Below are 21,544 nucleotides of genomic sequence, written 5' to 3'. Positions count from 1 at the left end.
AATCGATCATGGAAAACACTTACCTTCCCGTCGCCATAATCGGAGCAGGTCCAGTGGGGCTCGCCGCAGCTGCCCATCTGCTGGCACGAGGTATCACGCCGCTGATTCTGGAAGCAGGGCCGAAGGCTGGGTCCAGCATTGAAGAATGGGCGCATGTAAAGATGTTCTCTCCGTGGCAGTTCAATGTGGACAAGGAGGCGGCCAAACTTTTGCTGGCCGATGGTTGGACTCCACCACTGAAGAACGAGTATCCAACGGGTCGTGAACTGCTGGATCGGTTTGTTCGACCTCTCGCGGACCTCGAACAGATCAAGCATCACTTGCAGCTCAATACCCGTGTTCTGGCAGTCACTCGCGTTGGTCAGGATGTGATGAAGACCCAGGGCAGATCGGCAGCTCCTTTTTTGCTGCGTGTCAGAGGGCCGTCAGGTGAACAAGATCTGCTGGCCAGCGCTGTCATTGATGCCTCAGGCACCTACCTGACACCGAACTTGATGGGTGCCCATGGCATCCCGGCCTTGGGTGAGATCGAGCATGCAGCACACATCGCATACGGCATCCCAGAAGTATTGGGTCGTGTCCGGAATCGCTATGCCAACAAAAGAGTGCTGGTAGTGGGTGGTGGTCACTCCGCGTTTAACGTCCTCCAGGATCTGGTGCGGCTGACTCAGGAGGGCCCCGCAAACCAAAGTGCTATGGGCGATCCGGGGTAACTCTCTTGAGCGCATTTTGGGTGGTGGTGCGAATGATCAATTGGAAGAGCGCGGAAAGCTCGGCCTGAAGATTCGCCAATTGCTGAATGACGGCGTGATCGAGTTGTTCAAAAACGTCGCTATCGATCAAGTCACAGGCAATGGCCAAGGGCTGGTCGTGAAGGCGGGAGAGCGGATACTTCCACCAGTGGACGAACTCATCGTGGCGACTGGATTCCGCCCAGACCTGAGCTTGCTCAGCGAACTACGCATCGCACTTGATCCCGCGACCCAAAGCGCAGTGTTGCTCGCACCAATGATTGATCCCAACGAGCACAGCTGCGGTACCGTCAGGCCTCATGGCGCGATAGAACTTGCCCATCCTGAGGAAGGTTTGTTCATTGTGGGGATGAAAAGCTATGGCCGAGCACCTACGTTTTTGTTGATGACGGGGTATGAACAGGTACGGTCTGTTGTCGCGGCATTGGCGGGCGATTGGGATGCGGCCAAAAGGGTGGAGTTGGTTCTCCCGCAGACCGGCATATGCAACTCTGATTTCGATGAGGCTGATGTTCGTTTGGAGGCTTCTGCAAGTCAGACGTCTTGTTGCGGCGCTGGAGGGACAGTTCGTGAGGTGGCGGTTCAGACCTCGCCGGGTTGTTGCAAAGGCTAATATCCATTCACCGTATCCGCCCCTGCGAAAGGGGCGGATCAGGTTTAAATGTCTTATTTCTTAAGCGTGCTCAGATAGTCCTTGAGCGCCTTCTCGTCACCCGACTTAACGGTCATCCCGTCTGGGCCGGTGCCGATCTCTGTGTATTGCTTGGCCGGTTCGCCGTGCGCTTTGAATTCTTTCAATTGTTCAGAGCCTTCACGAAAGACCCAAAGGCGGCCGTCTTCTATTTTGGTAAAAAATCCGGGCTTGTCGTACTGGCTTGCGAAGCTGACGCTTGTAAACAGGCTGGTCAGCAAGGCTGCGGTGATCGTAAGTTTTTTCATCTTCCTGGCTCCTGGTGGTTGGATCGGAACAGAGGCTATCCCCGATGGGATGACAAACTTATTACAATATTCGCATATGCATTTTTCCAAATGTTTATAAAGGGTTTTACTGAGAAAGTACCCTATAAACCCCTCAGATAGAGAATTTAAGGTGTTTAAGCTCAGCAGGGGCTGGTCAATTCTGAATTTTCTGCCGCTATGGCTTTACCTTGAATACATAAAATCATATATTCGTTAAACCGCATATGAGCTGAGATTGCACAATGACCAGCAAAGCCCGTGTCCTGTTCGTTTGTACCGCCAATGCTGCCCGCTCACAGTTAGCCCAAGCGCTGCTCAGGCATACCGATTCGGAGCATTTCGAGGCGTTTAGCGCCGGAACCATCCCCACTCAGGTCGATCCGCGCACCTTTGATGCACTCTCCCACCTCGGGGTGAGTACTGAGGGATTGCGTAGTAAGTCAATAGACGAATTCCGAGGTGAGCGTTTCGATTACGTCATCACCTTGTGTGATAAAGCCGCAGCTGAATGCCAGTCGTTACCTGGAGCTGGCGAGGTATTGGCCTGGAGTTTTGAAGATCCGGTCACCAGCACCAAACCCGACGCTTTCCGTCACACCCTTCACGAGATTCATGAGCGCATCAAGATGTTCGTCTTGGTCAAAAACAAACACTGAGAAACGATATGGCTGACCATCTGACACCGACCACTGTTTTCAAATGCCTGGCTGACGACACTCGGGTGCGCACGATGATGCTCATCACTCGTGAAGGAGAGCTATGTGTTTGCGAGCTGACCTGTGCGTTGAATGAGAGTCAGCCAAAAGTTTCCAGACACCTTGCGCAACTGCGCGGTTGCGGTTTGCTGTCGGACCGTCGGCAAGGCCAATGGGTGTATTACCGACTGCACCCGAATCTCCCGGATTGGGTTCATCAAGTACTGACCACCGTGCTGGAAAGCAACAAGCACTGGTTGAGCCCTGACGCCAAACGCCTTGATGAAATGGGCGACCGTCCTGAACGGGCACTGGCCTGTTGTGAAAGCAAAATCGCCTGATTGCGCCTTCGACTACGAGATCGCTCGATGAAAATCCTGTTCCTCTGCACGGCCAATAGCTGCCGCAGCATCCTTTGTGAAGCGGTCTTCAATCACTTGGCACCGCAAGGCATGAAAGCTTACAGCGCGGGCAGTCAGCCCAAAGGTGAAGTGCATCCGCTGAGTCTCCAAACGTTGGAAAAAGCTGGTATTTCGACAGCCGGGCTGTTGAGTAAGTCCCGCGATGTCCATGTGAACCTGGCACCGGATTTCGTCATCACGGTGTGCGACAAGGCGGCCGGTGAGGCCTGCCCGGTATTTTTCGGGCCGGCCACCAAGGCGCACTGGGGCCTGGCTGACCCTTCGGAATACCAAGGAACTGAAGAAGAGATCGAGGCAGCTTTTGAAGCCACTTTGGAGCAGATCAAAACCCGTATTGAAGCCTTCCTGGCTTTACCGCTATCCCGTCTGAGTGCCGAACAGCTCAAGGCAGAGCTGGCCCTGATTGGCACGCTGTAACCACAGGAGCAATGATCATGAGTAACAGCCGCCTTTCCTTCCTGGACCGTTACCTGACCCTGTGGATTTTTCTCGCCATGGCCTTGGGCGTCGGTTTGGGGAGCCTGTTCGAAGGCTGGCCGCAGTGGCTGAACAGTCTTTCCGTGGGCACAACCAACATACCCATCGCGATTGGTTTGATCGTGATGATGTATCCGCCTCTGGCCAAGGTTCGTTATGAGGAACTGCCTGAAGTCTTCAAGGACAAGCGCATCCTCGTTTTGTCCTTGGTCCAGAACTGGGTCATCGGCCCGGTGTTGATGTTCGCACTGGCGATCATCTTCTTGCGGGACCAGCCGGAATACATGACCGGTCTGATCCTGATCGGCTTGGCTCGTTGCATCGCGATGGTGCTGGTCTGGAATCAGATCGCGGGTGGCAACAATCAGTACGTCGCTGGGCTGGTGGCGTTCAACAGCATCTTCCAGATCCTGTTTTTCAGCGTGTATGCCTGGGTCTTCCTGGGGCTGTTGCCGCCGCTGTTTGGGTTGGAAGGCAGTGTGATTGAGACCAGCTTTGTCAGCATTGCCGAGTCGGTGCTGATCTACCTGGGTGTGCCGTTCCTGGCGGGCTTCCTGACCCACAAGATCCTCATCGCCCGTAAAGGTGAGGTTTGGTTTCAGGAGCGCTTCATTCCGAAGATCAGCCCGCTGACGCTGGTGGCGCTGCTGTTGACCATCGTGGCCATGTTCAGCCTCAACGGCGACGTGGTGCTGCAATTGCCACTGGATGTGCTGCGCATCGCGATCCCGCTGACGATCTATTTCGTGGTGATGTTCTTTATTAGCTTCTGGATGGGCAAGCTGCTCAGGGCTGACTACCCGCGCACCACCGCACTGGCTTTTACCGCAGCAAGTAACAATTTTGAACTCGCGATTGCCGTGGCCATTGCCACCTTCGGCTTGGCTTCTCCGGTCGCCTTTGCCACGGTGATTGGTCCGCTGGTGGAAGTGCCGGTGCTGATTTCCCTGGTCGGGGTTGCCCTCTGGTTGAAACGCCGCTGGTTCGATGAATCCAAGAGCGCCATTGCGCAGGACAAAGACTATGTTTGATGACCACATCCCCCAACTCGATACCGAACTGGTCGATCTCCCATCGACTGACAAGCTGGGCATCGAGAAGACCTCTATCCATAAGCCACGCATTTTGCTGCTGTACGGATCGACCCGTGAGAGGTCCTTCAGTCGCCTGCTGGTCGAGGAGGCCGCTCGATTGCTGGAGCACTTCGGCGCCGAGGCGCGGGTTTTCAATCCGTCAGGTTTGCCACTGCCAGATGACGCCCCCGACGATCATCCTCGTGTGAAGGAATTGCGCGAGCTGATGCTGTGGTCCGAGGGGCAGGTCTGGTGCTCTCCAGAACGTCACGGTTCCATGAGCGCGGTCTTCAAGGCGCAGATCGACTGGGTGCCACTGGCCATGGGCGCGGTACGCCCGACCCAGGGCAAAACCCTCGCTGTCATGCAGGTGTGCGGCGGCTCGCAGTCGTTCAACGTGGTTAATCAGCTGCGCGTGCTGGGACGTTGGATGCGCATGTTCACCATCCCCAACCAATCCTCCGTGCCGAAAGCCTACATGGAGTTCGACGATAACAACCGGATGAAGCCTTCTGCGTTCTACGACCGCATCGTGGATGTGATGGAAGAGCTGGTGAAATTCACGCTGCTGCTTCGCGACCGTCAGGACTATCTGGTCGATCGTTACTCCGAGCGCAAGGAGTCGGCGGAAGAACTCATGAAACGTGTCAATCAGCGCTCCATTTGAGGATTTTTCACCGTGCAACAACACCCTTATTCCGTACTGCCGCTGGCTCAGTTCAATGGCCAATTGATCTTCACCCCGTGCCCAGGCACGAAGGGCACCCGACCTTTCGAGGCGTTGCAAACCCTCAAGGATGCAGGGGCATCGGCGTTGCTGACGCTGATGCCAATAGAAGAGTTGCTTCAGAACGAGATCGACCTGCTGCCCGAAGAGTGCCAAATGCTCGGCATCGAGTGGTTTCACCTGCCCGTAGAAGACGATCAAGCGCCTGGCGAAGCATTTAAAGCCGCATGGGAACACCACCATCCACGACTTAAGCAGCTGCTGGCCGAAGGAAAAACCATTGCCATCCATTGCAAGGGCGGCTCGGGCCGTACCGGTTTGATCGCGGCTCAACTGTTGATCGAGAGCGGTGTGCCATTCAGCGATGCCATCCGCGATGTTCAGTCGTTGCGTCCGCGGGCTATCCAGCATCCTGCCCATATCGAATACATCGGCCAGTTCGACACTCAGTCGAACTCCCACTGACAGCAGATACAGAGCACAACAACATGACTATCAAAGTTGGCATCAATGGTTTTGGTCGGATCGGTCGTCTCGCTTTGCGAGCCGCCTGGAGTTGGCCAGAGTTTGAATTCGTGCAGATCAACGATCCGGCAGGTGATGCGGCGACCCATGCGCACCTGCTGAACTTCGACTCGGTGCATGGCCGCTGGAATTACCTAGCCGACTCCGAGGGCGAGAGCATTGTCATTGATGGCAAACGCATCAAGGTAACGGCCAACAAAGCGATTGCCGACACCGATTGGTCGGGCTGCGATCTGGTGATTGAAGCCAGCGGCAAGATGAAGACCGTCGCTGTGCTTCAGGCTTACCTCGACCAAGGCGTGAAGCGCGTGGTGGTCAGCGCTCCGGTGAAGGAAAAAGGGGCGTTGAACGTCGTCATGGGCGTCAACCATCAGCTGTTCAAACCGGCTGAACATCGCATCGTTACCGCCGCTTCGTGCACCACTAACTGTCTAGCGCCCGTGGTGAAAGTCATCCACGAGAAACTGGGCATTCGTCATGGCTCGATCACCACCATCCACGACCTGACCAACACCCAAAGCATTCTCGATCAACCGCACAAGGATCTGCGTCGTGCGCGTGCTTCGGGTATGAGCCTGATCCCGACCAGCACTGGCTCGGCCACCGCTATCGCCGAAATCTTCCCGGAGCTGCGTGGGCGCTTGAATGGTCACGCCGTGCGCGTACCGCTGGCCAACGCTTCACTGACTGACTGCGTCTTTGAAGTCGAGCGTGCCACCACTGTCGAGGAGGTGAATCAACTCCTCAAGAGCGCCTCCGAGAACGAGCTGAAAGACATCCTCGGTTTTGAGGAGCGGCCGTTGGTGTCCATCGACTACCGCACCGACCCGCGCTCATCGATCATCGATGCACTGTCGACGATGGTGATCAATGGCACTCAAGTGAAGATCTATGCCTGGTACGACAACGAATGGGGCTATGCCAACCGCACTGTCGAACTGGCCAAAATGGTTGGTCTGGCAATCTAAGGAGCGGTCATGAAAGCGTTGTCAGCCCTCGCTCCGGAAGTGCGGCAGTACTTGCTCGTCACGGGCAACTATTGGGCCTTCACCCTCACCGACGGCGCCTTGCGTATGTTGGTGGTGCTGCATTTTCACGCGCTGGGCTACAGCCCTCTTCAAATCGCGGCGTTGTTCCTGTTCTACGAACTTTTTGGCGTGATCACCAATCTTGTGGGTGGCTACCTCGGCGCTCGGCTGGGGCTGAACCGAACCATGAACATCGGGCTGGGCATCCAGGTCGCGGCGCTTCTGATGCTGACGGTTCCTGTCGCCTGGCTAACCATCCCATGGGTGATGGGTGCTCAGGCGCTGTCGGGGATTGCCAAAGACCTGAACAAGATGAGCGCCAAAAGCTCCATCAAGCTTCTGGTTCCGGATGGGCAACAGGGCAAGCTCTACCAGTGGGTGGCGATCCTCACTGGCTCGAAGAACGCACTCAAGGGAGTCGGCTTCTTTCTTGGCGGAGCCTTGCTGGCACTCATCGGCTTCAAAGGCGCCTTACTGGCCATGGCGGGTGTCTTGGCGCTGATCTGGATCAGCAGCCTGATCCTGTTGAAGAAGGACCTGGGCAAGGCCAAAGCCAAGCCAAAATTTCGCGACATCCTGTCCAAGAGCCGGGCGATCAATATCCTCTCAGCGGCCCGAATGTTCCTGTTCGGCGCCCGTGATGTCTGGTTTGTGGTGGCCTTGCCGGTGTACCTGAGCAGCGTGTTCGGCTGGGACTTCTGGAAGGTGGGTGGCTTCCTTGCAGCGTGGGTGATCGGCTACGGCATCGTGCAGTCGTTTGCGCCCAACATCACTGGCAAGAAACGCGGCCACGTACCGGATGGTCGGGCGGCGTTTCTGTGGGCCATTGCACTGGCGGGGCTGCCTGCGGCAATCGCTCTCGGGCTGAACACCGGGCTGTCGCAACAGGCGGTGCTGTTGGGTGGATTAATGGTCTTTGGCGCGTTGTTCGCGGTGAATTCGTCGCTGCACAGCTACCTGATCGTGTCCTACGCCAAGGAAGATGGCGTGTCACTGGATGTGGGTTTTTATTACATGTCCAACGCCATGGGACGCCTGATAGGCACGGTGCTGTCCGGGTGGGTTTATCAGGTGTATGGGCTGGAAGCTTGCTTGTGGATATCGAGCGCATTCGTTCTGCTCGCAGCACTGATTTCTATCGGGCTGCCAAGGCATGCCGAGGCGATATGAACCCATCAGGCAGGATGCGGTGAGCGTCATCGCGCCACTCGAGTGTGGGAAGGGCTGGCAATGCCTGAACCAGCAAAAATCGAAGGCGCGTCATGAGCAAGTATAGCGACCTGCCTACACTGTCTTTCGGGGTGATTGCCGGCAGAGTTTGGCAGCCTGATTCGCCGCGATGAGAAGCGAGCATCCTTGGTGGTGAAAGAGGGCAGCGACTTTCCAGCCAACAGCCAAGGACTGCTGAAGGACATCCTCCTTCAGCGCATAAACGACTGCATGGCCAGTGTTCAGCTTTACGCTTCTGCGGAAGATGTCAGGCAAGGCTCCCCTCAACAGTCAGCGGTATACACAAAGGTTGACTGCCGTCTGCGCGGCAGATGCCGAGCCAGTCAAGACTACTTAGTGGAAGCGTTGAGATCGTTCAGCTGTTTCGGTTTTGACAATATCATTGCGCAGTCGAAATCCAGGCCTGGATATCCGCAACAGTCGGAATCTTCCCGCTGCTTACAACCTTCTCGTTAATCACCAGAGCCGGCGTGGCGAGGATGTCATAAGTCATCATCTTGCCCATATCGGTGATCTTTTCGAATTCGGCTTCGATATTTAGATTCTGCGTGGCTTGACGGGCTACGGCCTCCAGCTTCTTGCAGTTGGCGCACCCTGAACCCAGGATTTTGATGTTCAGCATTGGAAGCTCCTTGGTGTGTAAGTCAGCTTGCTGTTTGTTTACGTTGATAACGGATCAGTTGGTAAATTGCGCCAGTTATGGCGAGCGAAGCGGCCATTCCTGCACCAAGGATCAGCCAGTTGGTGCCATCGACCCAGGCACCATAGAGCAGGCCTGCCACGATGCTGAACGAAGCGACAAACCCAACGTAGGCTGCGGTCTTCTTGCGACCAATCACCGCCGCCACCATGAGCATGCTCTGCAAGCTAAGTTCAGGATCCGCCATCAGGTAGGCCAGGAGCGGACCAGGATGCATACCGAGATCAAGGAACATGCGGGCGACGGGCACTTCTACCAAGGTTGGGAAGTACATGAACACGCCGAACCCTACCGCTATGGCATTGGCGAGCACTGTGTTGCTGCCTGCAAGACTTTCAATCCACTCGGGTTGAATAACCTGGCGAACCATGCCGACAATGAATACACCCACCACCAGCACAACAAATATCTGCTTGACGAAGCGCCAGGCTTCCCACAGCCAGCCTTGCCAGTCTTCGGTTGGCAGTTTTCGGGCAAAGTACCAAACAGACAATAGGGTCAATGCGACACCGAACACACGACCCGTGAAGGTAAAGGTTAATGTGCCAGGTTCTGGTGTCAGTCGCATCGAAGCGATCAGCAAGGTACTAGCGGTCAGACCCAGCGCAACCCATGTCCAGTGGTTGGCTCCTTCGGTGATGTTATCCAGACCACGCTTGGCCGTGGCGGCAATCATCAGGAGTAGGGCGATGAGAACAGATCCTTGGAAGCTCACGCCTTCTTCTCCTTTACTGGCGTCGTATGGAACCCAGTCAAACAAGGTGTCCTGCCACGCCTGGGGCCAGAAAAGCGGGACTTTGAAACTGATCAAATCTGCGGTCAGGGGCCACAGTTTCAAGGTGCCCGCAATCAGCAATGCCACCAAAGATAGCAGTACGCCCAGTGCAGGCCGGGAAACGTGGGCCTTCTCTGCGAACAGGGCATCCGCCTGTGCGTCGTGGGTCAGGTCGTCTTTCCAGAATAGGGTAGCCATCAGCAAGCCAATACCGATGCCAAAGATCAGGCAGAGGATCAGACTATTGGCGCTGATACGGTTTTGATCCAGGCTGCCGGAAATCGTTGACCTACCTGAGTACTCGGTAATCGATGGTCTTATGCGTGTCTTCACAGACCGCCTAGGGGTCAGCTGAAGTCAGCAGCTTGGGTCAAAACCACGCCAGCACCAACAGCCGGCTGCGATAGTGGCGTTTTTTTCGTTCATTGATCCGCTTTTCCCTTGATGGCCAAAACGCTGCAAGGCACCTGATACAGAACATGCTCCGTGGTACTGCCAACCAGCTTGTCCACCCCTTTGTGATGGGTATTTCCCATTACGAAGACATCCGCTCGAGTATGAGTGGCAAAGTCGGCCATTGCTTTGGTTGGCGGTCCTGCAATGAAGTGTTGTCGCTCAGGTGGCACGCCGTGGCGTCCAGCCAAGGCAATGAAGCACTTTTCAAGTGACCGGCGCACGTCGTTGCTGAAGCCTGGCATCGTCACGGCGCCAGCACCTGCATCAGAGAAATGTGTGTGTGTCAGTTCATAGGCATACAGCATGTGCAATTCAGCATCACATTGCGTCGCCAATTCGTTCGCCGCCTGAATGACGCTGTCGTTGATTCCGCTGATCTGACCCTCTGGATGCGATGGATCAACCGCCGCCACAATCACCCGAGGAAGCGGACACCTGACTTCGCTGACCAGATGTATAGGGGTCGGACATTCGCGTAACAACTGCCAATCCAAAGGCGTGACGAATACGCGTTTGAGCGCTGATTCATGATGTACGTCCTTGATAATCAGGTCCGGCTGCATTGCAGCCACATGCCCAAGGATCTCTTGCAGTGGGTCACGGGTCAATGCAACTTCGGTGGTCACATTGATGCCCTTCCTGCGCATGAGTTCGGCCTCATCTGTCAACCACTGCAGGTTCTCCTGCCGGCAACTCTCACGAAGTTGTTCACTGTTGCTCATTAACCGCATAAGGTCGAAGTCTTCGATGAACACCGCGATATGCAGCGCTGCGCCTGTAGCGTCGGCCAGTGCGATTGCCCGCTCCATCGCTGGCGAGTGACGCATGGTTGGACCTGCGATCAGAAAGAGTCGTTGATACTGCCTCATGTGACACCTCCAAACGTTCTGGGTTATCCGCTAGCGCCCCCAGCTCTCTCGCTTGTCCCACCATTGGCGATCTTAAATCGCCTCAACTACCTGGATCGACACTATCAATATACGCCTGCATCACCGGCTTACCAGTTGCCAAGCCTGTCGAAGGAGGTAACAGACCTTTTCATCACGATCTAGCGGGGACGGGACTGCTGGAACGGCGCGCCATGCCACCCGCCTTAACCACGAAGCAGAACCATGCGACTACCGGTAGTTGAGCACCTGAATCAATACTTCGTAAAAAACGAACTATTCGCAACGAATAAACGATTTTTGTTGATGTAACAGGCTCGTTAGCATGACTCCTCCAGCCTATTGCTGCTTCATGCGGAGACAGTAAATGACCGCCTTCAGCGTCGGCCAACCCTGGATGTGGGCCGCCTTCATCGTGTTCGTCCTTGCTATGCTGGCGCTCGATCTGTTCGTCTTCGGTGGGCGCAAGGCGCATCGTGTTTCGGTGCGCGAGGCGCTGGCCTGGGTCACCGCCTGGACGAGTTTGGCGTTAATCTTCGCCCTCCTGCTTTGGTGGTATCTGCGCAGCATGTTCGGCGCCGAAGTCGCCCTGCGCACAACGCTCGAATTCCTGACGGGCTACCTGATCGAGCAGTCGCTGTCGATCGACAACATGTTCGTTTTCGTGATGATCTTCGGCTACTTCGCCGTGCCACCAGAGTTGCAGCGCCGCGTCCTGCTCTACGGCGTGCTCGGCGCCATCATCATGCGCGCCGGCATGATTTTCGCCGGTGTCTGGCTGGTGCAGGAGTTCGCCTGGCTGCTCTATATCTTTGGCGCTTTCCTCGTCATCACCGGCATCAAGATGCTGATCTTCGCCAACCAGCAGCCAGACCTCGAAAAGAACCCTTTGTTGCGCTGGCTGCGTAGCCATCTTCGCATCACCGACGGCTTTCACGGCGAGCGCTTCTTCGTGCGCCAGAACGGCCTGCGCTGGGCGACACCGATGTTCCTGGTGCTGGTACTGATCGAGGCCAGCGACCTGGTGTTCGCGGTCGATAGCATCCCGGCTATCTTCGCCGTCACCACCGACCCCTTCATCGTGTTCACCTCCAACATCTTCGCCATCATGGGCCTGCGCGCACTGTATTTTCTGCTTGCCGACATGGCCGACCGCTTTCACTTGCTCAAATATGGCCTGGCCATCGTACTGGTGTTCATCGGCGGCAAGATGCTGGTCGCGCCGTGGTGGCACGTGCCGATCCAATGGTCGCTGTCCACAGTCGGCGGCATCATCTTGATTTCGGTCCTGTTGAGCCTGGCTTTGACGAAGAGCAAAACACGGGTTACGGGAGAACAATGATGAGTCAGAGATGTTGGCGCTGATGCAGTTTTGACCCAGGCTACCGGAAATCAGTGACCTACCCGAATACTTGGTAATCGATGGTCTTATGCGTGTCTTCACAGACTGCCTAAGGGTTAGCTGAAGTCAGCAGCTTGGGTCAAAACCGCACCAGCACTGTAGTGGTCAACTAATCCCGGACACGACGTTAAGTTTTTTCTCGGCCTGAGCCGGGGCCAGCCCATTATTGAACTGATGCGGTCTAATCCAGTTGTACCGATGCATCAGGTAATAACTGATGTCGCGGTGCGCTTCTTGAGCTGTCATGTAGCCCACAGTCGGTATCCCTTCAGTTTTCAAGCTGCGGAACACACGCTCCATCGCCGCATTGTCCCAACAGTTCCCACGACGGCTCATGCTTTGGCGCATGCGGTAACGCCAGAGCCGTTGGCGAAACAGGCGGCTGCCATATTGCGAGCCCTGATCCGAGTGAAACAGAAGTCCTTGAGGCCTGCCACGCTGTTCGTAAGCCATGTCCAACGCCTTGATGACCAAGATCCGCATCCGGCTTGTTCGACAGCGCCCAGCCCACCACTCGGCTCGCGTAAAGATCCATAACGACAGCCAGGTAATGCCATTTCCCTTGAGCCCAGATGTAGGTGATGTCGCCACACCAGACCTGATTCGGCGCCGGCACATCAAACTCTCGATTCAAGATGTTCGGAATGTCAGGCCACTCAACCGTCGCTTGTTTGTAGGCATGTGATCCAGGTTGTTTGCTGACCAACTCCAGTTCCCGCATCAGGCATCGCACCTTGAACCGCCCAATTTGCTCGCCGTCTTCCTGCATCATCGACACGATGCTGCGGCTAGCAACCGCTGCTGTGGGTGCATTGGCATACGCTTTTTACAAGGGCAGTGAGGAGCAAGGCGCGTACAGCAAGGGCCTGATTCTGACTGGCAATTATGCGGGAGTGAGCGCGGAACAGTTGGGTGTAATGGCCCGGCAAGTCGGCGCAACTGTGGGCACAACCGGGCAAGCCGCCGATGTTCTCGCACTGCTGGCCGGCAATGGCAAGATTGCAGGAGAAAGCTTTTCTGGCATCGCTCATCCATCCATTCAAACCAGTTGTTGATCGCGATGATTGCCCGGTGCGGCCAGATAGCACGGAAGAATGGGTCATGGACGACCTGCTCGACAGCCTTGGATTGCCCTCGCGGGCACCTTCAACATTTCCCAGCGGGTTTTCGATTGAAATGTCCATGCGGTTCGTGATGGCTTTATGTTATCATCACTGTCGCCTTCTGCGCGCTGCCGAGCCTGATGAGCATAATGCAAGCTACGGAGTTGCTGATCGCTAGATGGATCCTTCGCGCATTTTTTTATCCTTTTAGCGGCGTCTGCGTCCACTTCGGAGGGCTTAGTTATGCCGCAGAATCTGCCAGCCGTGACGCTGCGCAACCTCATTTTCATGCTCACAATCACGGCCGCTTTGAGTACGCTCGTGGCGAGCCTGACTGTTGCTTATCATACGTATCGAGAGGCGGTTATTCGGAGTTCGCTCGAAGGTAATGAAGCATACGCGCGAAAAATTTCGGAAGCGTTAAACGGAGTTTTGCAAGATAGCTTCGCAAGACTTAGATACAGCGCTCAAATGATTGGAAAAGGTGGCGATCTTAACCATGAAATGGACCGTTTACTCCATCAAGACTCGACGTTCAATAGCATTGTCGTTGCCGACGTGCACGGACGTATCTCAAACTCTTTGCCATATAGTGAACGCTTAACCGGCAAAGTACTACTTACCTGGCAACCAGTATTGAACGAGACTGAACATACAAGTTCGGCGTTTTTATCGTTGATGGGGAATCTTATTGTTTATATTTCGGTGCCGGTGAGGAGCAGCGATGAAGATAAGGCGGGTGTCTTGGTAGCCACCATTCACCTTAAAGCAGATAATTTTTTTTATAGATTGCTTAGTGAACATAGCTTCATTAATGGAGCCTCTCTCTATTTAATTGACGGGAAGGGTAATTACCTCTATCAACCCAACGATATCAGCTTGAGTAGGAGGGTCGAGAAAGACACTGTTCTGCAGGCTCTTCTCCATCGTGAAGGCGGGTCGGTGGTTGTGAAGAACTCGGCGGGGGATGAGGCACTTCTAAGTTATGCATCTGTGCCAAACACAGCGTGGGGCGTCATTTTAGAGCAACCGCTGCAGGTCGCGGACGATATGATGAAAAACCTTTTCCAATCCATCGCTTGGGGAATTTTACCTCTTGGATTAGCTGGGGTTTTTTTCACAGCTTGGGGGGCGTCGAGGATCAGTCGCCCTTTGCGCCAGCTGGCTGACGGAGCCAAACAGCTTGGAGAAGAAAAGAGCATACTTCTCATCAAAGAAACGAATGGTTGGTATTTGGAGGCTTCGCGTCTCAGGAGGGCGCTTCTTACAGGAATCAGCCTTGTCGATCAAAAGCTGTCCATACTCAACGATCAGGCCTATAGGGATCCGTTGACCAATCTCGCAAATCGTAGAGGCCTTGTTGAGATTCTCTCTCGCTTGGAGCAAGAGAGTGAAGGATTCTCCGTTATAGCTGTGGACATAGACCGCTTCAAAATGGTCAACGATACGTTCGGCCATGATGTCGGTGACATGGTCTTGCGACGACTTGCTCAAGTCCTTGAAAATCAAACGAGAAAAGGAGATGTCGTTTTTAGGGTTGGGGGTGAGGAATTCGTTGTAGTGCTGCCGCACAGACCCATTTATGCCGCGGCAGCGCTTGCTGAAAGGATTCGTTCTGCAGTTGAAAAGACATCTATGAGCCCCTGTACGCCTGTGACAATTTCTTTAGGGGTTGCGTCTTGGTGCAAGGACTATGATCGTAATTTTTCCGATACCTTAAAGAAGGCTGATGAACTCCTTTATATGGCCAAAAAAAGCGGTCGTAATCGCGTACAAACCCAATCTAAAGATCTTGAGAACCTATATTAGAGTTTTTTTGTGATATCGCGAATTCAGGAGAGGACGTGCGCAAAACCTCCTCTGAGCGACTTCATTCTTCTGAGAGTGGCGAGACGCAAAACAGCGGAACCTTTGCGGCTCCACGTTCAATTGCCTGCCTCCTGGTCGGCCTTGAGGATCGAGGTTGCGAGGGGCTTGCGTACATTGGAAAACCACCATAGGGCCGCTGCGCCCAGTAGCGTGGTCAGCACGGCCAGAATCAGGATCACTCGTTGTGTGCCCAAAGGCGCGGCCAGTAGCGCCACCAGCAAGCCGGCCAGGGGCTGCGAAAGGTTATTGAGCAAGGTGATCACGCCCACGGTTTTGCCGAAGTCCTGGGGGGGAATCACCCGCTGGCGGATACTGCGAATGTAGACGTTGAACATCTTGTCGAAGCCGACGATCAGGAGGAACCCCAGCACATAACTGGCCATGGCAGGGCTCAGGGCGCTGATGAAGGCGCCCGCGGCAATCATCGTGTAAGCCACACCACCCAGCACCCGAAGGGGCAGCACCACCCGGGCGAGGAAGAACAGGATCACGATGGTAGTCACCGCGCTGGCCGCCTGCAGCCCGGCGTAGGTGTCCTTGCCCGCACTGAACTGGCCGATCACCATGGCCGCCGAGGTGGCCAGGGTGACCCCGACGATCAGGTTGACCCCAACGGCCAGGATGATGATTTTTTTCAGCTCCGCCAGCTCGCGGATATGCCCGAAGGCGATACGCAGAGGTTGTAGCCAGATGTCCTCATGCTGTTCGAACACCTCAAGGGTGATGCGGCTGAAGCGTTGCCACACCAGCATGCTCAGGTCGGCCAGCACGAACAGCCCGGCGACGCACAGCACCACCCAGTGCCAGGCCCATACTTCCAGCAGCAGCGCCGCCACCAACGGCCCGAGGACCAGTCCGGTCTGGTCGGCGATCTGCGAGTAGGAGAGGGTCTTGGTGTAGCTGTAGTGCTGGAAAACATATGGCATCAGCACCTCGCGGGCCATGATGCCCTGGGTAGTCAGCACTCCGCAAAGCGCCGACAACACCACCAGCCAGGCGATGCCGCCGAAAATTCCGTAAAGCGCCACCGCCAGCAAACAGAGTAGTGCGCGGTAGACCTGGCTGATGTGCAGGATTCTGATGGGCGAAAACTTGTCGCACAGGGCTCCGCACAACGGAAACGCAAGAAAGCGTGGCAGTGATTCTACGAAAAACGCCAGCCCGGCCCAGGACGCACTGTTGGTGCTCTGGAACACCACCAGCGGCACGATGAACAGCAGAAGTTGATCTGCCAGCCGCGATAGAAACAACGAGATAAAAAAAGCCAGGTAATCCTTACGCATAGTGACTTCCTGTGGGCGGGCGGATGCGGTGGCTGACTGCTAGATCCGAAACTGGCCAACCAAACGACCTAAACGATTACCCAGTTCAGTGAGACTTCTGGAGGTTTGCGCACCATTTCTGGCGCCTCCGGCGACCATATCAGCCGCCTGGGAGATGTGAGTCATGCTGCGGTTTACCTCCTCGGCCACGGCGGTCTGCTCTTCGGAAGCGCTGGCGATCTGAGCGTTCATGTCGTTAATTGTATAAATCAGTTGGCTGATGGCATCCAGCGACAATCCCGCCTGGTTTGCCAGCTCTCCTGTTGTTCGGCCTGTTTCGCTGGAGCGGCCCATCGTGATCATGGCGTCTTGAGTGCCTTTTTGAAGCAGACTGATCATCCCATGGATTTCCTGTGTGCTCTTTTGCGTACGGCTGGCCAATGCTCGAACTTCGTCAGCGACCACCGCAAATCCACGACCTGCATCGCCGGCCCGTGCTGCTTCAATGGCGGCGTTCAAAGCCAATAGATTGGTTTGCTCCGCGATAGAACGAATGACGTCAACCACACCGGCAATCAGCTGCACATCCTTGTTCAGGCTGTCCAGAGACGAACTACTTTGTCCAATTTCCTCAATCAAAGAATGAATGCTTTCGATGCTCTTGTTAACGACATCTCTTGCCTGCCCACCGACATCGCTGGTTTCTCGTGCTGCTTGCGAAGCACCTTGGGCACTGACTGAAACCTGTTGCGCGGCCGTGGACATTTCATGAATAGCTGTCGCCACTTGATCCGTCTCGTGGCGCTGACGATCCATGGCCAGCTCTGACCGTTGTGCCTGCGCCGACATCTCTTCGACCAGTGATGTCAATTGTCCAGTCATCTCGGCGATCTGCCGCACAAGGCTATGAATTTTTTCCACAAACAAGTTGAACGAGTGAGCCAGATCGCCCAGCTCATCGTTGCTCGAAACGGGCAAGCGGTGTGTGAGGTCGCCATCTCCAGCGGCGATGTCGTCCAGATTTTTCCTGATGGCCAGCACAGGTTTCACAATGCTGTTGCCTAGCCAAATGCCAACCAGCGCCACGAGTAGCAGCCCGCAAACGGCGAGGAAAAGGATGTAAGCGGTGTACTGGCCGATTCGCTCATAGCGCTCACTGGCAATGGCCTGCACCTGAACTTCAAGATCGTCCAGGTTCACTTGGGTGCCCACGATCAGGTCCCACTTATCCAGGTAAACGGTGTAACCAAGCTTGGGAGTAGGTTGTGGGCTGTTGGGTGTTTGCCAGTGATAGCGGAAAAAATGAGTGCCCGTCCTGGCCGCGTCAACCAGCCCGCGAATGACGTATACGCCGTTGGCATCTTTGCTATCGACAAAGCTCTTGCCGATATCGGTGTTCAGATTGGCGGAGAACACTCGAACAGACGAAGAGTCATAGCCGTAAAAGTAGTTTTGTTTATCGAAACTCAGCGTACGCAGAATCTTCACGGCCTGATCCCGAGCGTTGGAATCCCCATTTTTGGAAGCGTCGTAGATCGGCTGAATCGAGGCCTGGGCAATTTCCATATAGTGCTCGAGCGAAGTTTTTCGCTCATTGATCAAGAGGTCGCGCGTCTGCTCGACCTCCTCGGATGCCAGCTTTTGCAAAACCCCAAAGGTGATACCGCTGATCACTGCAGCCAGCAAAAGGCCAGGGATGATCGTCAGAAGAATGACTTTGCTGCGAAGACTTAACATCACGATGAGTTTCACCTCACTCAAGAGATTTTATTTTGATCCACCCGTTTTTATCTCGGCCAAGGCTGGCTCGACATCGCATAAAAGGAAGGGGGTTTTTTGGTTGAAACGGTTGAGTCTGGAGAGACTGAAGGTCTCTTGCCGTCAAAAAAACTATTAATGATCGATCGATCAATAGTAGTCTACGCTCATCCCGAACGGCTTGTCGATGGTCGGTAAAAGGCGGTGGAAGTACCTGTCGCGTCATTGACTCAAGAAGGGGACGTTGACCAGGCCCGATGTCTTTTGCGCAAGACGCAACATGACGTTGCGTCCTGCCCATATTCTCTGGAGGGGGAGTGCCGCCTATTTTGTTGACCTGAAAACATCAATGCGAGTGACCTCTCTTGGAGAGCCACCGCCGTCGAATCTCAGGAGTTTATGGAATGGGCGCTTCTACAAGTAGTACAGCAACGACGATACAAAAAGCCTCAATGACCAGAGGGCTGGTGCTTCTGTTTGCGTTTTGTTGCGGTGCCATCGTGGCCAACATCTATTACGCACAACCGATCATCAGCTTGATCGCCCCGGATATCGGCATGTCGAATGGCAGCGCGAGCTTTATTGTTTCGCTGACCCAGATTGGTTATGCCCTCGGGTTGTTTTTCCTGGTGCCCTTGGCGGACCTGGTCGAAAACCGCCGACTGATGATCGCGACGATCGTGATCACAATCTTCAGTCTGGTCGCCGCTGGTTTAGCCAAGCAGCCGAGCGTATTTCTTGTCGTATCGGCACTCATCGGTTTCAGCTCGGTCTCCGTGCAAATGCTTATTCCATTGGCCGCACATCTGGCACCGGAAGAGTCTCGCGGCCGGGTGGTTGGCGGGATTATGGGAGGCTTGCTGCTGGGGATTCTGCTTGCGCGGCCGCTGTCGAGCCTGGTGGCGGATCATTTGGGCTGGCGTGCTGTGTTCATCGGGGCTGCGGCCTTGATGCTCATCATCTCCATCGTGATCGGCATGACCATGCCCAAATGGCAACCGGCTCATCGTGCGTCGTATGGTCAACTGCTGATGTCCCTTGGACAACTGTTTTGCCGCGAGCCCGTGTTGCGTCAGCGGGCGCTTTATCAAGGGCTGATGTTTGCGGCGTTCAGTTTGTTCTGGACCGCCGTGCCACTGGTGTTGAGTCGTGAGTTTGGCCTTACGCAAAGTCAGATTGCGATGTTCTCTCTGGTCGGCGCCATCGGTGCAGTCGCCGCGCCTATAAGCGGTCGACTCGCTGATGCAGGGCACACTCGACGGGCCTCACAGTTGGCCATGGTGCTGGGCGTGGTGAGTTTCCTTCCAGCCTTCATCAACCCCTTTTACGGCGTGATTGGTTTGGCGGTCACCGGTGTTGCGCTGGATTTTGCGGTGCAGATGAACATGGTGCTTGGCCAACGTGCCGTCTACGCCCTGGGCACCGCCAACAGAGGCCGCCTGAATGCGTTGTACATGATCAGTATCTTCATTGGCGGTGCGATCGGCTCCTCGGTGGCCAGTTCGCTTTATGAACATGCCAGCTGGTTGGCTGTTGCAGCGGTGGGTAGCGCTTTGTCACTGGTCGCTCTGGTCGCCTTCTCGATGGTTTCTCGTCGAGCCGGGCAGGCCCAATGAGACCCCAGGTCAGTCAAGGAGTGTCATGGACAAGCTGCTTGCATTGAAGATGTTCGTCCAGGCTGTGGACTCGAAGGGCTTTTCTTCTGCCGCTCGACAGTTAGGCCTGGCGACGTCTTCCGTGACCCGGATGATCGATGGGCTTGAAGCGGAACTGGGCGCCGTCCTGCTGAACCGCTCCACGCGTCAAATCTCATTGTCAGATGCCGGGGCCGCCTACTACTTGAAAGCGCGGGAAGTCTTGAACGCTGTAGCCGAAGCGGATGCTTCGGTGACTGACCGTGGGGAAGTTCCCGCAGGGCATCTTCGTATTTCCATACCGGTGGCATTTGGACGTCGTCTGATTGCGCCTCATATCGCCTCGCTTTTGAAGCGTTACCCGCAACTCGTGTTGGACATGACACTGTCTGACGACATTGTCGAGTTGCTGGGCGAGCGCGTCGATCTGTCGATCCGATTGGGTTCGGCAGCCGCCATGGATGGAGTAGTCAGCCGTCCCGTCGGTCACTTTAGACGTCGAGTGGTTGCCAGTGCCGAGTACCTGAAAACCCGTGGCTTCCCTGAACATCCTACGGACCTCTTACAGCATGAATGCATCCGCTTCAGTTACGGCCCAAAGCAACAGGTCTGGACTTTCCTGAAAGACGGTGAAGAGACTCGAGTACCCGTAGAGGGGCGCTTTAAAAGCAACAACGCGGAGGTTTTGCGTGAACTCGCGCTGGCGGGCGGTGGGGTGGCTCTATTACCTGACTGGCTCGTCAATGACGATGTTGGTAGCGGTCACTTGACGACATTGTTCGAGTCTTTTGTCATCAATCCGAACGATGCGAACTCGGCCATCTCTGCGCTGTATCTCCCCAATCATCGCGGCTCCAGACGCGTCAATGCGTTTATCGATTTCATCAGCGAATTGCTGGGGCCTGAGGGCATGCCCCAGCGCTGATTCCGCCAAGTAAGTGGGGTTCATAGCCAGCGCATTCTTTTGTTTTGTATGATGCCTCGATGAAGCTCTAGTGAGGCGTTATGCAAGACTCAAAAAATGTAGACGAGAAAGAGCCTGGAAAATCAGCCGACTCCGAAGGCCTCGTCAAGTCGACGACTCGACGCCTTTCGCCAGAGGTCAGGGAAAAGCAGATTGTGCAGAAAGCCATTGAGCATTTTGCGACGTGCGGATTCTCGGGGAGTACCCGCGAGCTGGCGCGACAACTTGATATTACCCAACCCTTGCTCTATCGATATTTTCCTAGCAAAGAGGCATTGATAGACCGTGTCTACGACGAGGTTTATCAGTGGGATACCGCGTGGGAGGCGATCATCAAGGATCGTTCGGAACCCCTGCAGCCTCGTCTGGTTCGTTTCTATACCTCATACGCAAGCGTGATTCTGCGGCGAGAATGGATTCGTATCTTCGTATTCGCCGGGCTGACACGTGAAGGTATCAACGATCGGTATCTGGCTAAATTGCGTGAGCGGGTCTTCATACCTGTCATTGCAGAAATCCGCCACACTCATGGATTGGCACCGTCCTCAGGTGAAACGATCAATGAAAAAGAGCTGGAACTGATCTGGAGTCTGCATGCCAGCATTTTCTATGTTGGCGTACGCAAATGGATTTACGATCTTCCCGTGACTGAGGACATTGATGCGCTGATCGAGCAGATGGTCGATGCGTTCCTTAACGGCAGCCCCCACGTACTGCAGCAAGTCGATAATGACCTCGGCGAGAAGTCTCGCTTGAATTGATCGGCTTCGATCCGAAGGGTTTTTTCCCCTTTTCCCGCTCCCTGATCTCCTGCTTCGACCCTCTTTTTTGTCGACCACTCATCA

At 55.1% G+C, this 21,544-nt stretch carries 20 protein-coding genes and 5 pseudogenes; 16 read left to right on the top strand and 9 right to left on the bottom strand.

Going from position 1 to position 21,544, the window contains the following annotated elements; all coding sequences use genetic code 11:
- The first annotated feature begins 8 nt into the window (after positions 1-8).
- Complete coding sequence (locus F8N43_RS29350) at positions 9-713, top strand: FAD-dependent oxidoreductase (RefSeq protein ID WP_191630143.1); 705 nt, start codon at positions 9-11, stop codon at positions 711-713.
- Entirely contained in the window at positions 691-1,365 is a 675-nt protein-coding gene (locus F8N43_RS29345; protein WP_224787839.1) for an NAD(P)-binding domain-containing protein, read from the top strand. Before F8N43_RS29350 ends, F8N43_RS29345 begins: the two co-directional genes overlap by 23 nt.
- Before the next feature lie 53 nt (positions 1,366-1,418).
- Here the strand turns inward: F8N43_RS29345 and F8N43_RS18900 are convergent, their stop codons facing one another.
- Complete coding sequence (locus F8N43_RS18900; RefSeq protein ID WP_150654167.1) at positions 1,419-1,691, bottom strand: hypothetical protein; 273 nt, start codon at positions 1,689-1,691, stop codon at positions 1,419-1,421.
- Positions 1,692-1,954: 263 nt separating this feature from the next.
- On the opposite strand from F8N43_RS18900, the gene F8N43_RS18895 reads away from it, so the two are divergent.
- Genes F8N43_RS18895 through arsJ form a run of 8 tightly spaced genes read left to right on the top strand, consistent with a single transcriptional unit; the run spans position 1,955 to position 7,829 of the window.
- Positions 1,955-2,368 carry an arsenate reductase ArsC gene (locus F8N43_RS18895; protein WP_150637256.1) on the top strand — a complete coding sequence of 138 codons (414 nt, stop codon included), beginning with the start codon at positions 1,955-1,957 and terminating at the stop codon, positions 2,366-2,368.
- An 8-nt stretch (positions 2,369-2,376) separates the two neighbouring features.
- Positions 2,377-2,748: a metalloregulator ArsR/SmtB family transcription factor gene (locus tag F8N43_RS18890; RefSeq protein ID WP_150637254.1), complete on the top strand. Its 372-nt coding sequence runs from the start codon at positions 2,377-2,379 to the stop codon at positions 2,746-2,748.
- Between the two features lie 27 nt (positions 2,749-2,775).
- Entirely contained in the window at positions 2,776-3,246 is a 471-nt protein-coding gene (locus F8N43_RS18885; protein WP_150637252.1) for an arsenate reductase ArsC, read from the top strand.
- A 17-nt stretch (positions 3,247-3,263) separates the two neighbouring features.
- Entirely contained in the window at positions 3,264-4,337 is a 1,074-nt protein-coding gene (arsB, locus tag F8N43_RS18880; RefSeq protein WP_150654166.1) for an ACR3 family arsenite efflux transporter, read from the top strand.
- Complete coding sequence (arsH, locus tag F8N43_RS18875; protein WP_150637247.1) at positions 4,330-5,046, top strand: arsenical resistance protein ArsH; 717 nt, start codon at positions 4,330-4,332, stop codon at positions 5,044-5,046. Before arsB ends, arsH begins: the two co-directional genes overlap by 8 nt.
- A gap of 12 nt (positions 5,047-5,058) precedes the next feature.
- The gene (locus F8N43_RS18870; protein WP_150637245.1) at positions 5,059-5,571 is read left to right on the top strand and encodes a cyclin-dependent kinase inhibitor 3 family protein; all 513 of its coding nucleotides are present in this window, start codon (positions 5,059-5,061) and stop codon (positions 5,569-5,571) included.
- A 23-nt stretch (positions 5,572-5,594) separates the two neighbouring features.
- Complete coding sequence (locus tag F8N43_RS18860) at positions 5,595-6,599, top strand: ArsJ-associated glyceraldehyde-3-phosphate dehydrogenase (protein WP_150654164.1); 1,005 nt, start codon at positions 5,595-5,597, stop codon at positions 6,597-6,599.
- A 9-nt stretch (positions 6,600-6,608) separates the two neighbouring features.
- Complete coding sequence (arsJ, locus tag F8N43_RS18855; protein WP_150637239.1) at positions 6,609-7,829, top strand: organoarsenical effux MFS transporter ArsJ; 1,221 nt, start codon at positions 6,609-6,611, stop codon at positions 7,827-7,829.
- Between the two features lie 439 nt (positions 7,830-8,268).
- Here the strand turns inward: arsJ and F8N43_RS18850 are convergent, their stop codons facing one another.
- The 3 genes from F8N43_RS18850 to F8N43_RS18840 form a co-directional block, all read right to left on the bottom strand.
- On the bottom strand, positions 8,269-8,511 hold the full coding sequence (locus F8N43_RS18850) for a thioredoxin family protein (protein WP_150637237.1): 243 nt from the start codon (positions 8,509-8,511) through the stop codon (positions 8,269-8,271).
- 22 nt (positions 8,512-8,533) lie between these two features.
- Entirely contained in the window at positions 8,534-9,697 is a 1,164-nt protein-coding gene (locus tag F8N43_RS18845) for a permease (protein WP_224787838.1), read from the bottom strand.
- A gap of 89 nt (positions 9,698-9,786) precedes the next feature.
- Positions 9,787-10,689, bottom strand: coding sequence for a universal stress protein (locus F8N43_RS18840; protein ID WP_150637235.1), 903 nt, complete (start codon positions 10,687-10,689; stop codon positions 9,787-9,789).
- A gap of 385 nt (positions 10,690-11,074) precedes the next feature.
- Here F8N43_RS18840 and F8N43_RS18835 point away from each other — a divergent pair, with 385 nt between their 5' ends.
- A complete protein-coding gene (locus F8N43_RS18835; RefSeq protein ID WP_150637233.1) occupies positions 11,075-12,049 on the top strand; it encodes a TerC family protein in 975 nt (324 codons plus the stop codon).
- 165 nt (positions 12,050-12,214) lie between these two features.
- On the opposite strand, the pseudogene F8N43_RS18830 reads toward F8N43_RS18835, so the two are convergent.
- A pseudogene (locus F8N43_RS18830) lies at positions 12,215-12,908 on the bottom strand (IS3 family transposase); the annotation flags it as partial.
- On the opposite strand from F8N43_RS18830, the pseudogene F8N43_RS18825 reads away from it, so the two are divergent.
- A pseudogene (locus F8N43_RS18825) lies at positions 12,892-13,149 on the top strand (phage tail length tape measure family protein); the annotation flags it as partial. The pseudogenes F8N43_RS18830 and F8N43_RS18825 overlap by 17 nt on opposite strands.
- Here F8N43_RS18825 and F8N43_RS29570 read toward each other — a convergent pair.
- Positions 13,136-13,228, bottom strand: a pseudogene (locus F8N43_RS29570) (DUF159 family protein); the annotation flags it as partial. The pseudogenes F8N43_RS18825 and F8N43_RS29570 sit on opposite strands and share 14 nt — an antisense overlap.
- 227 nt (positions 13,229-13,455) lie before the next feature.
- Here F8N43_RS29570 and F8N43_RS18815 point away from each other — a divergent pair.
- Positions 13,456-15,021, top strand: a complete 1,566-nt coding sequence (locus F8N43_RS18815) for a sensor domain-containing diguanylate cyclase (protein ID WP_150637231.1) — start codon at positions 13,456-13,458, stop codon at positions 15,019-15,021.
- A 116-nt stretch (positions 15,022-15,137) separates the two neighbouring features.
- Here F8N43_RS18815 and F8N43_RS18810 read toward each other — a convergent pair whose 3' ends face one another.
- The 3 genes and pseudogenes from F8N43_RS18810 to F8N43_RS29940 all read right to left on the bottom strand — a co-directional run.
- Positions 15,138-16,364 (bottom strand): MFS transporter, encoded by a 1,227-nt coding sequence (locus F8N43_RS18810; RefSeq protein WP_150637229.1) that lies wholly within the window; start codon positions 16,362-16,364, stop codon positions 15,138-15,140.
- 39 nt (positions 16,365-16,403) lie between these two features.
- A pseudogene (locus tag F8N43_RS29945) lies at positions 16,404-16,919 on the bottom strand (methyl-accepting chemotaxis protein); the annotation flags it as partial.
- Positions 16,920-17,261: 342 nt separating this feature from the next.
- A pseudogene (locus F8N43_RS29940) lies at positions 17,262-18,080 on the bottom strand (cache domain-containing protein); the annotation flags it as partial.
- 425 nt (positions 18,081-18,505) lie between these two features.
- Here F8N43_RS29940 and F8N43_RS18800 point away from each other — a divergent pair.
- The 3 genes from F8N43_RS18800 to F8N43_RS18790 all read left to right on the top strand — a co-directional run bounded on the left by F8N43_RS18800 (position 18,506) and on the right by F8N43_RS18790 (position 21,460).
- Positions 18,506-19,717: an MFS transporter gene (locus tag F8N43_RS18800; RefSeq protein ID WP_150654249.1), complete on the top strand. Its 1,212-nt coding sequence runs from the start codon at positions 18,506-18,508 to the stop codon at positions 19,715-19,717.
- A gap of 25 nt (positions 19,718-19,742) precedes the next feature.
- Complete coding sequence (locus tag F8N43_RS18795; protein ID WP_150637227.1) at positions 19,743-20,660, top strand: LysR family transcriptional regulator; 918 nt, start codon at positions 19,743-19,745, stop codon at positions 20,658-20,660.
- Between the two features lie 80 nt (positions 20,661-20,740).
- Positions 20,741-21,460, top strand: coding sequence for a TetR/AcrR family transcriptional regulator (locus F8N43_RS18790; RefSeq protein ID WP_150637224.1), 720 nt, complete (start codon positions 20,741-20,743; stop codon positions 21,458-21,460).
- Positions 21,461-21,544 lie beyond the last annotated feature (84 nt).

The sequence above is a fragment of the Pseudomonas fluorescens genome, assembly GCF_902498065.1.
GTDB lineage: Bacteria > Pseudomonadota > Gammaproteobacteria > Pseudomonadales > Pseudomonadaceae > Aquipseudomonas > Aquipseudomonas fluorescens_BJ.
Note: the sequence above shows the minus strand (reverse complement) of the source record. Positions and strands in the feature narration are given on the sequence as shown.